Source organism: Prosthecobacter sp. (genome assembly GCF_049294395.1).
In the GTDB taxonomy this organism is placed as follows: Bacteria; Verrucomicrobiota; Verrucomicrobiia; order Verrucomicrobiales; family Verrucomicrobiaceae; genus Prosthecobacter.
Genome location: NZ_JBAQCR010000192.1, coordinates 1 through 17,383, shown reverse-complemented (window position 1 = coordinate 17,383; position 17,383 = coordinate 1). Strand labels below are relative to the sequence as shown.

Annotated in this window: 3 protein-coding genes; 1 reads left to right on the top strand and 2 read right to left on the bottom strand. The window is 59.3% G+C overall.

All coding sequences use genetic code 11. From position 1 onward, the window contains the following. Positions 1–358: 358 nt before the first annotated feature. Together rpoD and dnaG are read right to left on the bottom strand one after the other, a co-directional pair. Positions 359–2,218 carry an RNA polymerase sigma factor RpoD gene (gene rpoD, locus WAW39_RS12375; RefSeq protein ID WP_422319225.1) on the bottom strand — a complete coding sequence of 620 codons (1,860 nt, stop codon included), beginning with the start codon at positions 2,216–2,218 and terminating at the stop codon, positions 359–361. Between the two features lie 35 nt (positions 2,219–2,253). Next, entirely contained in the window at positions 2,254–4,095 is a 1,842-nt protein-coding gene (gene dnaG, locus WAW39_RS12370; protein WP_422319223.1) for a DNA primase, read from the bottom strand. Positions 4,096–4,414: 319 nt separating this feature from the next. On the opposite strand from dnaG, the gene WAW39_RS12365 reads away from it, so the two are divergent. Next, on the top strand, positions 4,415–17,383 hold a 12,969-nt coding region (locus tag WAW39_RS12365), incomplete at its 3' end, for an autotransporter-associated beta strand repeat-containing protein (protein WP_422319221.1).

The window sequence follows — 17,383 nt, the reverse complement described above, 5'->3', positions numbered from 1 at the left end:
GATCTGGGGACTTGCTGGTGAGTTCGTAGGTTGGTTGTGTTTGGCATCGAGAGTGCTTTATCTTCCACTGCGCTCTCCGCCAAACCGCCCGACTGCGAGGGTGTTCGTACGCCGTGGTGTTTGCCGTGCGCCGATAGACGGGCGGGCTTCGCCACGACCGTCCTACGGCAAGGCGCGGCGCGCTGGCCGTAGGTCGGCCGTGTTTGGCGAATGAGGCTTTTCGATGTCCGAGGACGCCCTCCGCCAAACCGCCCGACTGCGAGGGTGTTCGTACGCCGTGGTGTTTGCCGTACGCTGATAGACGGGCGGGCTTCGCCACGACCGTCCTACGATGGATGGGCGCGGCGCGCTGGCCAAATCACCCCGCGCCAAAGAACCCGCCGAGCTTCCGGATGCGCGTGGGGTGGCGCAGTTTGCGCAGGGCTTTGGCTTCGATCTGACGAATGCGTTCGCGGGTGACTTGGAACTGCTTGCCGACTTCTTCGAGGGTGCGGCCAGCACCGTCTCCGAGGCCGAAGCGTTGCTCCAGCACTTCGCGCTCACGCGGGTTGAGGGTGTCGAGCACGTCGCGCAGCTTGTCGCGCAGCAGGTGCATGGCGGTGAGTTCCATCGGATTGCTCGCCTCCTTGTCCTCGATGAAGTCGCCGAATTCGGTGTCGCCTTCGCTTTCGCCCACCTTGGCCTGCATGGAGACGGGCTGCTGGGAGAGACGCAGCACGGCGTTTACGCGATCCACAGGCAGATGGATTTCCTCGGCGATTTCTTCCGGCGTCGGGTCACGACCAAGCTCCTGCAGCAGCTGCTTGTGCACGCGCATGAGCTTGTTGATCGTCTCGATCATGTGCACCGGAATGCGGATGGTGCGGGCCTGATCGGCGATGCTGCGGGTGATGGCCTGACGAATCCACCAGGTGGCGTAGGTGCTGAATTTGTAGCCGCGCTGGTACTCAAATTTCTCCACCGCACGCATGAGGCCCATGTTGCCCTCCTGGATGAGATCGAGGAAGGACAGGCCGCGATTGGTGTATTTTTTGGCGATGGAAATAACGAGGCGCAGGTTGGCCTCGATCATCTCGGTCTTGGCCCGGGTGGAGCCCGACACATGCTTGAGCGTGTCGGTGATGAGGGTGCGGTAATCCGCCGCCGTCATCCAGGACTCCTGCTCAAAGGCGCTGATGGCCTGCTGCGCGGCTTCGTTGCCGGGCTGCTCCTTCAGAGCACGTTCCAGGCTGCCGAGATCGGTCAGCCGCTGCTGCAGCAGGGTGACGAAGTCCTCGGTGATCTTGGACTTGAAGTAAAACTTCTCACAGACACGGAAAAACGCGGCGCGCAGGGTTTCAAACTCCTCCTGGCAGGCGGCACGTTTGCGCGGGCCGGAGTTGACGAGGGCGGCGAAGGCCTTGCTGGTCTTCTCATGCGTCTCGCGCGCCTGGTCGAGCAGCGGCTTGAGTTTTTTGAAGTAAGCTTCGCGTTCATCCGACTTGCGGTCGCTGACGAGGCGGTCAAAGCGCTCCACGCCGTTGCACAAGGCTTCAGCAAACTGCAGGTAGGCCTGGCCGATGAAGCCGATGGTGTGCAGGCACTGGCGCATGCTCAGATCGGCCTTTTCGATGCGCTTGGAAATGTTGATCTCCTGCTCGCGGGTGAGCAGGGGCACCTGGCCCATCTGGCGCAGGTACATCCGCACCGGATCGTCAAACACATCCAGCTTGGCCGAAGCGGCGTCACGTTCAGCGGTGATGCGCTCACGGGCGGCGTTGTGTCGGGCCGCCACGCCATCGACATCGTCGGTGATCTTGATTTCCATCGCACGCAGGCGTGTGATGAGGGCGTCCATCAGGTCCGGGGTGACGAATCCGGAGGGCAGTGCCTCATTGATGTCGTCCCAGGTCAGATGATCATGCTCACGAGCCGTGCGAATCAGATCGCGCAGCCGCGCCTGAACGTCCGGAGAGTGGATGTCGTCGTGGGTGGTGTTGGCAAAATGCGTGATGCCTCCGACCTGGCCGCCTTTGGGCGGACGTCCCCGGCGGCGTTTGAGCAGCTGGCCGTCAGGTCCCACCTGGGATGCGGGCGCCTCTTTGGGCGGATGGATGCGCGGTCTGCCGCGGCCACGTTTCTGCGGGGTGGCTTCGTCCTCGACAGCAGCAGGTTCGCCTGCCTGACTGGCGGCGTTGCGAGAATGGGATCCGTTAAGTGGTTTTTTGGAGACGGCCATACTTACCTCGGTGGGGGTCCGGGACCTGCGTCAAGTCAGGGGGAGAAACTATTCGGGGTGGGTTTCGTACGGTCAAGGCATTCTTTGCGCCTAGCGATGAGTTCTATCTGCTGCTGTTGCAGGCGTTCGACCTCCTCCTCAGGCAGGTCACGCTGGCGTAATTTGGACTCAATGCTCTGAATGAGGTTCTTCATCCGCACGAGTTCCAGCGTGTACAGCGCGCTTTTCGCATCTTCGAGTCCGCCGGGCAGGCGCGGGCGTGCCTGGAGCTGGGCAAAGGCCGCCTCCTGCTGGCGCTCCAGCCCCGCCATGAAGGCAAGCTGGGAGGACTCCTCCAGCGGATCATGGCGGCTGTGCACCAGCATGGCCAGCATCTCGGTGCCGGGCACCTCGCGCAGCAGGTCTTCGCAGTCGGCCTCCCGCAGCCAGTACATGATCTCGGCATCGGCCAGGGCCATCTGGCAGAGTGCCAGAGCCGTCTTGTGCTGGGAGGCGAGCAGTTTCTTCGCCTCATCCACCACATTCACGGGGGCGGTTCCGGCAGACTGGCCGCCCTTGGCCTCCTTCGCGGCGCGATTGACCATCGCGCTGAGCTGCTCCCCGGAAATTTCGAGCAAATTGGCCACTTTGTTCACGGCGGTGATGCGTTGAGCCACGCCGGTGAAGATGCTGATGGCAGAGGCCACCTGCTCGGCCATGCGCACGCGCTCCACCATGCTGTCAGATTTGGCGCTGGCACGCAGTCGGCGGATCTGGTACTCCAGGAAGTCCGTGGCATTTCCCAGCACGGCCTGCAGCGCCTCGGTGCCCTGTTTGCGCAGCAGGGAGTCGGGGTCTTCACCTTGCGGGAGCGAGGCCACCTTCACCGTCAGCCCGATGGGGGAAAGAATTTGGAAAGCGCGCTCAGCCGCCTTGTAGCCTGCGTTGTCGGAGTCATAGCAGAGCACGACTTCATTGCAGACGCGTTTAAGCAATTTGGCGTGGAGCTCCGTAAAGGCGGTGCCTTGTCCTGCCACCACATTTTGAAAACCGGCTTCATAGACCATGATCATGTCGATCTGGCCTTCACACACGATGGCTTCGCCTGCTTTGGAGATGGCGCGCTTGGAGCGGTCAAAGCCGAACAGCACCTTGCTCTTGCTGAAGAGAGAGGTTTCGGGGGAATTGAGGTATTTGGCGGTTTTGGCCTCCGGATCGAGAACGCGCCCGCTGAAGGCGATCACATCTCCATGATCGTTGCGGATGGGAAACATCAGCCGGTCACGGAAACGCGGGTAGGTGCCACGGCGGCCGGAGTCCTCATCGCTCTGCACAAAGAGGCCGGCCTCCACGAGCACGCTTTCGGGGATCTTGGCCTGCGCGGCCCATTCGCGGAAAAAAGCGCCGTTGGGCGGGGCGTAGCCCATCTGCCAGTTCTTCGCCACCTCGGCCGTGATGCCGCGTGATTTGAGGTAGTCGCGTGCTGGCGCGGCGATTTTATGCTTCATCAGCAGCTGGTGGAACCATTCGGAAATCTCACGGTGCGCGCGCAGCAGCAGGCTGCGGTGCTTGGCCTCCGCCTCCGCGTTGGCATCCCACACCTCTTCTTCGATGCGGATTCCAGCGGCATCCGCCAGGCGTTTGACCGCCTCGACGAACGACAAGCCGTCGTGCTCCATGACAAAACGGATCGAAGTGCCGCCGGCACCGCAGCCGAAGCAGTGGTAGGTATTGCGTGACGGGCTGACATTGAAGGAAGGCGTGCGCTCATTGTGAAACGGGCAGAGGCCGAGGTAGTTTGTGCCCGCCTTGCGCAGCTTCACGGAACGCCCCACCAGCGCCACGATGTCCGTGGCGGCAATCACTTGCTGGATGGTTTCTTCTGGGATGCGTGACATTTCAGGTCAGAGAAGGTGTTGAGGGGGGGCGTGGCCGCAACTGGTGAGCGACTGCAGATGCAAATAATAGAGGCCGCTGAGCTGGTGGCAGCCTCGGGCGGCATGGCAGCAAAGCGGGGTGTCTTTATTCGCAGTAAAGAAAAACGGAATCAAAAAGTCCTCGGAAATTTACTAACGAACAAGCCATTTACCGATGGCTCTGAATGAGCGGGTTAGCTCAAAGTAAGCAATAAGTTCAGAAAATAACGGCTTAATTCGAAATGCGAATTAAGCCCGCCTCAATTTGTCTCCCGCAGCCCTCAGTCTATCCAACCACCAGATGAAGAAATCCAGCGTTCTCTTGGACACCTTGCGTCGTCATTTCACGCAGCCAATCGCCACCGCCCTTGCGGTATTTTTTCCTTTCTGGGCCCTTCAGGTTCAAGGGGCCACTTTATACTACAACGGCTCTGACGGACAGTGGAACACCACGGCAACCAACTGGTCCTATGACAGCAGTCTGTCAGACACCGCGAACTGGCTCAATGGTGAGGTGGCCATCTTTGGGGGTGTCCCCGGAACCATCACCGTGGGCGGGCCGATCACTGCGGGCGGTCTGGTCTTTGGGAGCGATGGCAACGTCATCACCGGTGGCACGCTGACACTGAGCACCGTCGCTGGAGTGAGCTCTTCCGTCATCAATGTGGCCTCCTTCAAGGGTGCCCAAATTGATTCCATCATCGCGGGATCTTCAGGGCTGACGAAGACGGGCAACGGCACGCTCCGGCTCGGCAGCAATGCGAACACCTTCACCGGGGATGTGGTCATCAACGGCGGTGCGGTCGTCATCACAAATCAGGCTCAGCTTGGAGCGGGCACCACCGTCATTTCCGTCAATGGCTTGGCGAACACGGGCAATCCGGGGTACAGCGGCGGCAGTCTTGTTTTGCAGGGCGGGATTGCAGGAATGACGATCAATCGTGACATCAGTTTGTCGGGCCGTGGCCCAGGGGCCATCAACAACGGCGGCGCTCTCATCAGCGTGGGCAACAACACGATCGCCGGAAATTTGGTCATTGGCGGCACGGCTTCCCAAGGGAACGTCATTTCGACCCATGGCGTCACAACGATCTCAGGGGATGTCCAGCTTGGCAACGGCAGCACTCAGACGTTCTTTGGCAACGGCAACTTCATCATCTCAGGTCAGATAACCAGTTTTGAAGTCGCCAATGACCGGTTTTCCAAAACAGGCAATTCTTATGGAACCACGATGTGGCTGCAAAATGCGAACAACAATTTTGCCCAGTCCCTCCGCATTGATTCCGGCACCGTGCGTGTGTCCACCAACGGCGCCTTGGGGGTGAACCCCAGCACCCAGTCGGTCGATCTCAACAACGGCATCCTGGAAGTCCGCACTGACACACCCGGAGTGGGGAACGCGGATTTTTCGAAAAGAAAGATATTCAACCGTGACTTTACCAACACGGGCATCTTCGTCAGCCGCGATGTCAATGGCAGCGCCATCAACCAGACCGTGACGTTTGGGGAAACGCGGGCCACGGGGACGAATGTCAATTTCCGCATCACGGGCCGGGACGGATTCAACGTCACCCTGCTGGGTTTGAACAATTCCCCGGCGGGTGTCATGGGAACGGGCGGCGCAAGCAACACCCTGATTGAAAACAATTCGAACGGCCTCCTCACCCTCGCGACTTCCAGCCTTTGGAATCAGACGGATACAACGGCTCGCACCCTGACCATTCAGGGCAATGCCGACACCTTGCTGACCGGCAACCTTACCGCCGCAGGTGCTGCGCACGTGGTCACCAAGTCGGGAACTGGCACGCTCACCATCCAGGGCACTTCCAGCAATTTCCTGGGCAGCTTCAACGTCAATGCCGGCACCGTGGCGATCAATTCTTTCGGTGCGATCAACAGCGGCACAAGCGGGGCTCTTCAGCTCAGCAGCGGTGCTTTGAACTACCTGGGTGCCGCTGGCACGGGTGCCGGTGAAACCGTCACCAAGGCCATCAACCTGACCAGCACGACGGGATCGGGAATCATCCTGGCCAATCAGACGGGCAGCAGCCCTTCGGCGCTGATCATTGCGAACAACATTGCAGCCACCGGCGCGGGAATCAAAAATCTCTATCTGGGCGGTGAAAGCACTCTGCAAAATGAGATTCGGGGTGTGATTCAGGACAACACCACCACCAACAAGACATCGCTGGTCAAGATCGGCTCCGGCACATGGCTCTATGATCCCTCGGCCTCCAACTATGTGACTGCGGGTGCGACGGGTGTCACCACCACCGGCGGTGGCGCGGCACAGAGCAACAGCTTCACCGTTTCCAATGCCGCCAGTCTGGTCGTGGGGCAGACAGTCTCGGGAACCAACATTCCGGGCGGCTCGATCATCACCGCGATCAATGGCAACACCATCACGATCAACAACACCATCGGCACCGCTGTCGCCAATGCCACGGCGCTGACGTTTGGCACGGTGAACAATTTCACCGGCACCGTGACGGTCGCGGGTGGCACTCTCCAAATCAAGGCAACTGCCGGCAGCGGCAGTGGTTCCAATGTCATCGACAATGGTTCGGCGCTCATTTTCAACGCAGATCCATTGAACACCAATCAGGTGGCGGGCGGCACCTTTGAGTATCTGGGCTTCAGTGGCGGTGCGCTGACGGAATCACTCGGCGCTTTGACCATGACTGCGGGTGCTGGCACCATCAAAATCACCGCAGGTGGCGGTGCCACGGGCTTGATCTTCTCCTCGCTGGCCACCCCTGCCATTGGAACAGGGCTCAACGTCATCGGCGATGGCACGGTGACGCTCACGGGAGTTGCGACGAGCACCGCCACGACCCTGACCGGGAATGGTCGTATTTATTTTAACGGCGCTGACTTCGCCCGTTCCAATGGCGGGGTGCTGGTGGCACCCGTTTATGACACGGATGCAGGCTTCGTGACCGCTGGAGCGGCACTCACGGCTGCCAGTCACAACTTGGTGACTGGAAACACGAGTTCGGCGGCGCTTACCATCAGTTCGTTGAAAATACTCGGCAGCCAGACCGTGGACCAGACGGGGCTGCTGACGATCAACCTGGGTGCCAACACTTCAGGCGGTATTTTGCAGACGGGTGGCTCGGGCACGATCAGCGGCACAGGCGTGACTACGGGGGGCAATCAGGACCTCGTCGTTCGCGTTGATGGCCTCACAGACTCCCTTCTGATTTCGGCACCCATCACGTCCACAACGACGGGTGGCCTCACGAAGAACGGAGCAGGCACTTTGATTCTCAGCGGAGCGAATGCCGAGACGGGTACGGTCACCGTCAATGAGGGGACTTTGCAGCTCTCAGGCACTGGTTTGATCGGTGCAACCAACGTCAACCTGATGATCCGCCAAGGGGCCACTTTTGATCTCAATGGAGTGAACGTCGGCACAGCCGCATCTGGAACGAATTCCGTCAACGCGTTCAATGGTGCGGGCATCATCACCAACAGTGCTGCGAGCGGTACGGCCACTCTCCGGTTCAGCAATAACAACACCGGCGGTGTCTTCACGGGCCTGATTCAGGATGGTGCCACAGCGACAGTTGCACTGGTGAAGGCCGGATCATCAAGCACGGTGGCACTCACCGGTGCCAGCACCTTTACAGGGCCGGTGACCATCCTCAGCGGAAATCTGGACATTCCGAACATCGCCGACATCGGAGTGGCCAGTGGCATCGGCAAAGGGGATGCGACCAGCGACGCGACCAACGCCGCCAGCCTCATTCTCAATGGCGGCGCCCTGCGTTATGTGGGGACCAACTCCGGCGGTGCGGTCACCGCAACCCAGACGCCCTCCGTCAGCATCAATCGCTTGTTCACCCTGGCTGGCAACGGCACCATCGCCTCCTTTGGCAGCTACGGGAATCTGTCTGCCGGGCGTAACAACAACAATGCGGCGCTCATTTTCAACAACACCGCTGATCTGGCTTTCAGCGGGACCGGTGCGCGCACCCTCACGCTTGATGGTGACTCGCAGGGAGATAACGAAATCGACATCCATCTGATCGACAATCCCAATGGCGGCGCGCTCTCGCTGACCAAAAACGGTGGGGGTTTGTGGATTCTCAACCCATCAACCCCGAACATTTACACGGGTACGACCACCATCAATGGCGGAGCTCTTCAGGCGGTTGACGGTGCCGGCCTTTCATCCGGCAGCAATCTTCTGCTCAATGGGGGTGTGTATCAGACTTCCGGCACATTCAACCGGGCCATGGGCACGGGCGCCGGGGAGTTTCGGTTTGCCGCCTACGGTAATGGAGGTTTCTCATCCGGCACTTCCAAGCTGTCGGTGGATTTCAGCTCCTTGGGCACACCGGTGTGGGGATCGACCGCCAATTTCATCGGCGCAGGTGCGCTGATTCTCAACAACGCCACCTCCCTTGCGGACGTCGAGATCAAAGGCAATTTTGACCTCGCCGCAGGCATCAGCAAGTCCATCAATGTGACGACGACGGCCGGAAGTGCCACCGTCAATCTGACCAGCGGCACCACGGACGGACTGACCATCGGCCAGGCATTTACCGGCAACTCCAACATTCCTGCCGGGCTTTATATCACAGCCATCAACAGCTCGACTCAGTTCACCCTGAGTTCGGGCACGGGGGTCGTCGCCGCCGCCGCTATTCCAACAACAGTGACGGGAGAAGGCTGGCGTCAGATTCAGGTGGATGACAATGGCAGCACCAATCTTGATTTTGCCACGGTCTCGGGTGTGATCGGCGGCACGGGCGGCTTGGGCAAGATCGGCAGCGCCGGTCTTATTCTCGGGAATGCCAACACCTACAGCGGCAGGACAGTCATTCGTCAGGATGCAGTGTATGTGACATCCATTGGCGCCAGCGGGGCGACTTCTTCCAGTTTCGGCACGAACGTCGGTGGTGGCATTTTGGAACTGGGCAATCCCGGTTCAAACACCACCGTCAGCCTGATGTATGTGGGTGCGGGAGAAACCACCACGCGCGAGATCGACCTCACCGGCACCACGGGAACCCGGCGTATCGATTCCAGCGGCACAGGGGCGCTGATTCTCACCGATGTGCGAAACACCACTGGAACCTCGGTGAACACCATCGGTGGTGACAAGACCTTGGAAATTCGCGGCACGAACACGGACGCCAACATGATCACCTCCGTGCTCGCTGACAATGCGCAAGGGCTGGCCACGCCTGCCTTTGGGGGCGTGGGTGCCTTGCGCGTGCTCAAGGCCGACGGCGGTGTCTGGATCTTGAACGCCGCCAACACCTATACGGGTGGCACCCGGGTTGACGGCGGTCTTCTCGGCATTGGCACCACCGGTTCTCTCGGGGCAGCCGGCCCCACCGGTTTGACCTCCGCTGCGGTGAACAACTCCTCCACGATCACCCTGGCGACTGGAACCACGGCCGGTTTGGTCGTGGGCATGAACATCAATGGAACTGGCATTGCTTACGGTGACACCATCGCCAGCATCACCAGTGCCACGACGTTCACGATTTCTTCAGCTCGTACAATCCCTGTGAATGCCCAGTTGGTCTTTGGCGGACTTTTGATGTCGAACGCCGGGATCTTTGCCACCGATCCGGCAGGCTTGACGATTTCACAACCAGTGATCCTTAACAATAATTCGACGGCCGTTTTCGCCGGTGCAAATCCCATCACCATCAATGGCGATGTGATCAAAAACTCCGGCGGCAATGACAACACCCTGAGCAACAATCTTGAAGGCGGCGCGCTGCTTACCATCAACGGCAATTTCCTCAACTTCCAGAACGCGGCTGCCACGCGCCAGTTCAACATCCGCGGCTATGGTTCGACGATATGGAACGGGGACATCAAGGACAACGCCCTGCTTTCGACCTCTCTCACACGTCTTGACATTCGCATTGCCAACGAAGCCTCCTTCACCATTGGCAGTGCCACCACACTGACGGGCGGCATTCTGCTTGGTCAGGGAACGCTTGTGATCGGCAATGTCAAAGCGCTTGGAACGGCCACCAATGCCCTGATTCTTGATGGCGGTGTTTTGACATCAGCGTTTGATCTGACCGGAGTCAACAAGCTGGTAAACGCCGTGACCATTGCCGGTGACCCGGCTGTCATCAATGGCACGCAAAGCATCGAGTTTGGCTCATCAGTGACCAACAACGGCTCCACCCGGGTTTTGCAGAATGATCTCGATGCCGGGTCTGGGGCTGTGCTCACCCTTTCGGGAGGCGTCAATCTTTCGGAATCAAGCACCAGCCGCACCATGGTCATTGCCGGCTCCGGGACGACCAACATCACAAGCGCCATTGTCAACGGCAGCACCGCCACCGCCTCGGCGGTTCTGTTTCAGGGCAACGCTTTGAATCTCTCCGGCACCAACACCTTTGGTGGAGCCCTGACAATCAATCGCGGCACCGTCACCATCAGCGGCACAGGCGGGAGCATCAACTCAGCCTCCGGCATCACGCTCAATGCCGGCGGTACACTTGCGTTGGACAACAGCGGCGGAAACAACGCCGGCGGCCGTGTGAACGGGCGCGCATTCACCTTCAATGGCGGCGCCTTGAGTCTGGTCGGCAACAACACCTCTGAATCGATCGGTGTTGCCACCGTGAACAGCATCATGGGAACCATCAGCATGTCCGGCACGGGCAGCAACACGCTGACCTTTGCCACCGCCAATTTCGCCAACTCCGGCTCGTCATGGGATCTGTCTGGAATCAGCGGATTGGGATCCACAAACAAGGTGAAGATCACCACTTACCAGCAGGGTGGCAGCACATTCACCAACGCCATTCTGCCACGCATTGTTCTCCTGGATGACTTTGCCGCTTATGACAGCACCAACGGTGTGGTGGCTTTCACTGCTTACAACAACACCAACAATCTGAATGGTGCGGCCAACGGCGACACGATGAACGTGACCAGTTCGGCCAATGTGTCGTTGTCGCGCACGTTAAATGCTCTGAAGATCAACGGCAGCGGCCTGTCCATCACCAGCACGGGCAACCGTGTGCTCACTTTGACCACGGGGTCTCTCATCAGCACCGGCGGTGACAACACGCTGGCTGTCTCACAGGTGAACCTGGGCGGCAGCGGCGGCTTTTTCCAGGTGCAGGCCGGCACCACACTGCATGTGACCTCCGCTTTGATCAACGGCCAGCTCAGCAAGGTGGGAGCTGGTACTTTGAGCCTTGAAAGCACCAGCTACTACAACAGCACCACCAACGTCATGGGAGGCACGCTGCAGCTCAACGCCGGGCTCAATGCCATCTTCCCGGCAGTCAATTCTCTTAACATCGGCATCGGTGCCACCGTGGATCTCAACGGCAGCTCTCAATATATCGGCAATCTGACTGGTGGCGGAAACATGCCCAGCTCGGCTGGCTCGCTGACCAACACCTCTTTGACCACCAGCACCTTTGTAACCAACGGCGGTGGCACCTTCGGGGGGATCATTTCTGGCGGCATCAACCTGGGCCGCGTCGCAGGTGGCACCCTCACGCTGGAGACGGCGCAGACCTACACCGGCACCACCTCGCTTCTGGGCGGCACCACCACGCTTGAAAATGAGGGCTCGCTCCTTGCCACCTCGGCCATTGAAATCAATGGCGCCACCCTGGTCGCCACGAGCAACAGCAGCCTGCAGATGCAGAACAATGACCGCATCGGCGATGGCATCTCCATCACACTTCGGGGGGGCAACATTCAGATCAACGGCCGGGTCAACACGATGGCCACTGAAAGATTGGGCGACATCATTTTGGCGCAGGGCGCCAACAGCATTCAGGCCGCGACCGGTGGCACTGGTACGGCCGGGGCCTTCACGGCCATGGATCTGACCATTGCCAGCCTGACGCGTTCGGCTGGATCGACGGTGAATTTCCTCGGATCTACCGCGCTTGGCAGCGTCGGCAACTTCCCCCGCATCGTGTTCACATCTGCGCCCACCACCTATGGTGATGGCGTTCTGGGAGCCTGGGCCATTTCAAACTCCAACGACTATGCCGCCTACAACACCACCAATGGTGTGGGCACGGTGGGGAACGGCGGCTTTGCCGGTTATTCGGCCGTGTTTGGCAGCGGCAACATCACCGATCTTGGAACTTACTCGGTGACTCCGCTGACCACCACCCTCTCTGGCTCCACCACCGCCAGCATGCTTCGATTGACCGGCAATTTCACCAACAACATTGCTTTCACCAGCGGCAGCGATGTCCTGAACCTCGAACTCGGTGGCATCTTGCGCACCAACAACGCCTTTGACACCAGCTTTGGCACCACGGCCATCCGGGGTGTGATCACTGCCGGTGGCACGGAAACGAGCGGGACTCGGGAGCTCATTGTTTATAACACCAGCACCTCCAATCCATCGTTTACCAATCCCAATTCTGCCGGTGGCATTGTTGCTGGTTCTCCCGTGGTGATCATGAATTCAACGATTGGCATCCAGCCAGGCATGACCCTGGCCAATGCCAATTTCGCCGCCGGAACCACAGTCGTTTCCGTGGACAGCCTGACGCAGATCACCCTGAGCACCAATGCCACGGCGAATGCGCAAAACCAAACTTTCACCGCGGGTTCGTTTGTCAGCGGCACCACCGCATTGGGATCGGCTCAGATCACGATGAACTCCACCACAGGCATCGCTCCGGGCATGACCCTTACCGGCACCGGCATCCCTGCGGGGACTTATGTCGTGTCGGTGGACAGTCCCACTCAGGTCACACTCAGCCAGGTGGCCACGGCCGCCGGCAGTGCGCTTACTTTCAGCGTCGGCATGAGCAACCTGATCATCAATTCAGTCATCGCAGACAATGGCGCTGGCAACAAAGTGACTTTCGTGAAGTCCGGCACTGGTATTGTCAACCTGTCTGCCAACAACACCTACACGGGCGGTACGGTCGTGGACCAGGGCACGCTCAATTTGATCGGCAGCGGGGTGGTTCTCCCTGCGGGTGGTCTGACCATCAACAACGCGGCGGTCACCATGCTGACGAATGTCGGGCAGATCGATGCATCCAATGATGTCACTTTGGTTGGCAGTTCCACCCTCACGCTGGCTGGCGGCCTGGGGCTGAACAACACGCTCAAGAGCATCACGTTCAACAACAATGGCGGCTCGGGCACACCCACCATCACGAATCAGACCAACAGCATCCTGACGCTCACTTCCTCCGCGCCGATCACTGTCACCAGCAGCAATGCCTCCACGGTTGCTACGATCAACGGCGGCTTCCTGGCCCTTGGCAGCGGTAACAACACCTTCAGCATCCAGGCACCTACACTGAACGGTCAGGCTTATACACAGCTCACTGCTTCATTGAGCATCTCCTCGGCCATCACTGGCACAGGGGCCAAAATCATTAAAACCGACAACGGCCTGCTCCAACTCAGCGGCCAGAGCACCTTTGACGGCGGAATGCTGGTGCAGGGCGGCGGGATCCTGCTCTCGGCCAGCAGCACCTCCACCGTGCCGAATTCACTTCTCTCCGGTCCGTTGGGGGTGGGCACCGTGTCGTTTGCAGACGGCACCACTCTTCTGGTGGACAACAACAGCCGTACGGTGGCCAACGCCATGAGTTTTGCTGGCAGCCCGATCTTCAACAACACCGGCACCAACTTGCCCACGCTCACCTTGAACGGCGCACTGACATTTGACACCCTGGCCACCACCGGCGTTGTGATCAATATTCCCACACCGTTTCTCAATGTGGTGCTCGGCGGCCCCATTGCCAACATCGGCTCAATCACTTCCTTTGGAGGAACGGGTGCCAACACCATCAGCAAGACCGGCCTGGGCAACATCACAGGGATTAATCTTAACGGCTACAACACCGCCGCTACGATCGACATCGGTGCATTGAACACCAGCACCTCCTTCTCGCTTTTGGTCGATGGGGACAGAACCGGTTCGTTCGAGACGATTAATCTCGGTGCTATCACCTGGGAGTCCACAGTCACAGGCACTGCCTTGTCGCTTACCATCGGACGCGCGGGCACCAGCGATTACTACCCGCTGGCTGTCAACAAGGTGGTTGCGCCGAGCAGCTTTACCTCATCCTTGCTGGGCAACGGTCTGACCGTGACCAACAACAACAATTACGGCCTGCTTCTGGCGGACAACATCGCCTTCAACACGGTCTCCTCCAATCAGGGCCCCACTTTCAATGTGGTGAATGGCAGCACTTCACTGCAGCTTGATGGATTGACCCTCAGCGGCGTGCTATCAGGTGGTCCGACGGGTGCTTCGGCGGTGGTTCTCACCAAATCAGGCGGCGGTGTGCTGTCGTTGACCAATACGGGCAACACCTTTGGCGGTGGCGGGTCCATCATCGACATCACAGCAGGTTTGATTGCCGCATCCTCCGACGCCGCATTGGGCAATGCAGGCAACATCATCCGTCTCAGCGGCAACAATCTTGGCTTTGGTTTCCGTGCCACCGGCACCTTTGCCAGCTCCCGCACTTTCAACCTCAATTCCGCCGCAGGTGAAATTGAAGTGACACAGGGCAACACGCTGACGCTGAACAACGCTTTCACCTTTGCATCTGCCAACAATGCCTTGAGGAAGTATGACCTCGGCACCCTTGAGCTGACATCCCCTGAGACCGGCTGGAACGGGGTCATGTTTGTTCAGCAGGGCGTGCTGAGAATTTCCAATGGAAACCAGCTTGGCAATGCATCGTCCACCACCAGTTCGACGGCGACCACGGGTGCCTCCGGGCAGACCGTCCTCACGCCGACCGGTGGCACAGCCAATTATGGGGTGGGCCAGCTGGTGTTCGGAACGGGCATTGCCGCAGACACATTCATCACCGCCATCAGTGGCACGACGATCACTCTCAGCGCCAATACGACTGGGGCGAATCCTACCATCACAACCTCCGCAGGTGGTATCTTGATGTCAAACGTCGGGTCTGCCCTCGAGCTGACCGGCGGAGCGACGGTTGCAGATGGCATTTTCATCAATGCCAGCAACAATGCGACCAGCAACGGCATGAACGGTGGCGGAGCCATCCGCAGCACGTCAGGGATCAACACCGTGTCTGGTCTCATCACCATCGCGACATCCACGGCAGACAACCAGATGCGTGCTGTGACGCTCGCGGCGGATGCGGGTGCCACGTTGAACATTAGCGGTGGCGTGCTGGGCCAGGTGGGGACGGCCGGTTCGAATCGTCATTCATGGGTCGGGATCGGCGGTGAAGGCACCACCAACATCACCACCACAGGCTTCACCAACACGGGAACGCTGGGCATCTACCAGCTTAACAAGTTCGGCACAGGCACGCTGAACATTCAGGTGGCAAACGCCTTTTCTGGCAGGGATGTCATGGTCAAGCAAGGCACCTTGTCCTTGAACGGTACAGGCACCTTCGGCACGCTGGGCTCCGGCCAGGGGTCCGCTCGCACGATCTATGTGCATGACGTTGGAACCCTGGTGCTCGACAACTCAGGGACCGCCGTCAACAACCGCCTGGGCAATGCGGCGCTGAGTTTCCAAGGCTCCGATTTCAAAATCATCGGCAGCGGTTCCGCCACCACGACGGAAACGACCACGGGTGCGATGACCTTGAATGCCGGTGCATCGGTCTTCACGCTGGATGCTGGTGCCAGCCAGCAGTTGAACTTCACCACGGCGGGGGTGACGCGCAACGGCGGCTCCACCCTGCTCATCCGTGCCGATGGCTTTGGCAATGCGGCGGGTGCCAATGTGGCCACCATTCAGGGCAGCACGGCCACTTACACCTTCACGGGCCAGCTGGGAGCCACAGGCACGACCAACAAATCGATTCTGGGTTGGGCCATCGGTGACACGAGTCTGAGCGGCTCTGGCGTCGGATTCGTCACGGCAGACTCCGCCGCTGCAGGCGCCAATGCTGGAACCAACCGGCTGCGTCTTCTGAGTGGTTCCGAACAGGTCACCAGTCTCTCGACTGCTGGTACCAATGTGAATCTGACCAGTGCCGCAAATTTGGCGGCCTCTCTTTCCATCAACTCCCTGCAAATTGGCAGCGGTGGCGGCATCACACTCTCAGGAGGCGCCGTTCTGACCTTGGAAAGCGGTGCGCTGCTGGTGCAGGCCGGCAACAGCGGAATCTCCGGCACGGGAACTCTCACCGCTGCCAGCAATCGGGAACTGATTGTTTACACGGTTGGAGATCTGACCTTGGGCGTCGCTATCACTGGAACCAGCGGAGGCCTCACCAAGTCGGGCGAGGGCACCCTGACGCTTGCCGCTGGCAACACCTTTACCGGTACGGTCACGATCAATCAGGGCACGCTGAAGCTTGATGGCACGGATTTCAGCCTGACTTCAAACCAGACGATGCAGCTTCTTGGAGGCAATCTTGACCTCAATGGCACGGTGCAGAACATCAACAACCTCCAGGCCCAGACTGGATCCTTGGCCGTCAATGACGGATTTGCACCCAATACAGCCGGTTATGTCATCAATACTTCGGGCTCCCAGGCCACCTTGGCGCTGACCACGGCCAATGTGAGTTTCCGGGGTGCCATTGGGAATGGCAATGTGCTGCAGAGCAACATTGCTGTGGTGCGGTCCGGTGCTGCTGGTTCTTCTGTTGATTGGAATCTCTATGGCGACAACACCTACACCGGTGCCACCCTTCTCAACGGCGGACGCACTCAGCTTATTGATGGTGGAAGGTGGAGCGGAACGTCCTCCATTGAAATTTCAAACTCCACTTTGCTGGTCACCACCGGCAATATCACCGTCGAGTCGGTGAGCCTTACTGACCGCATCAATGACGCGGCTACAATCACTCTGAACGGAGCCATGTTCCAATGGCGCAGCCGGGCCTCGCTCTACAGCACGGAACAACTCGGGGAAGTCAGGCTCGGATATGGCAGCAGCATCATTGATTTCGCGGAACCTGGCTCAAATGTGAACCAGTCGGACGTCACCTTTGCCAGCTTTGCGCAGACGGTCGGACAGCATGGCACGGTGAGGTTCTTGAACATCGACGGCAATATTTCCGCCCTGCAGCGCCTCTTCATCTCCAATCTCAATGGCGTTGCCACCACCAACATCGGTGATGGCCTCTCCAATAACATCATCGGTGGTTGGGCCACCTTTGAGCGTGAGTTTGCAACCTATACCCCAAGCCAGGGGGTTGGTGGTCTGACCAACAACGGCTATGCAGGCTACTCGCCCAGCACCATTTTCACCGGCACAGCCACGGACAATGTGCGCATCCTGCTGCCAGTTGCAGGATCGACCACGACCCTGACGGCAGACGTCACTCTCAAC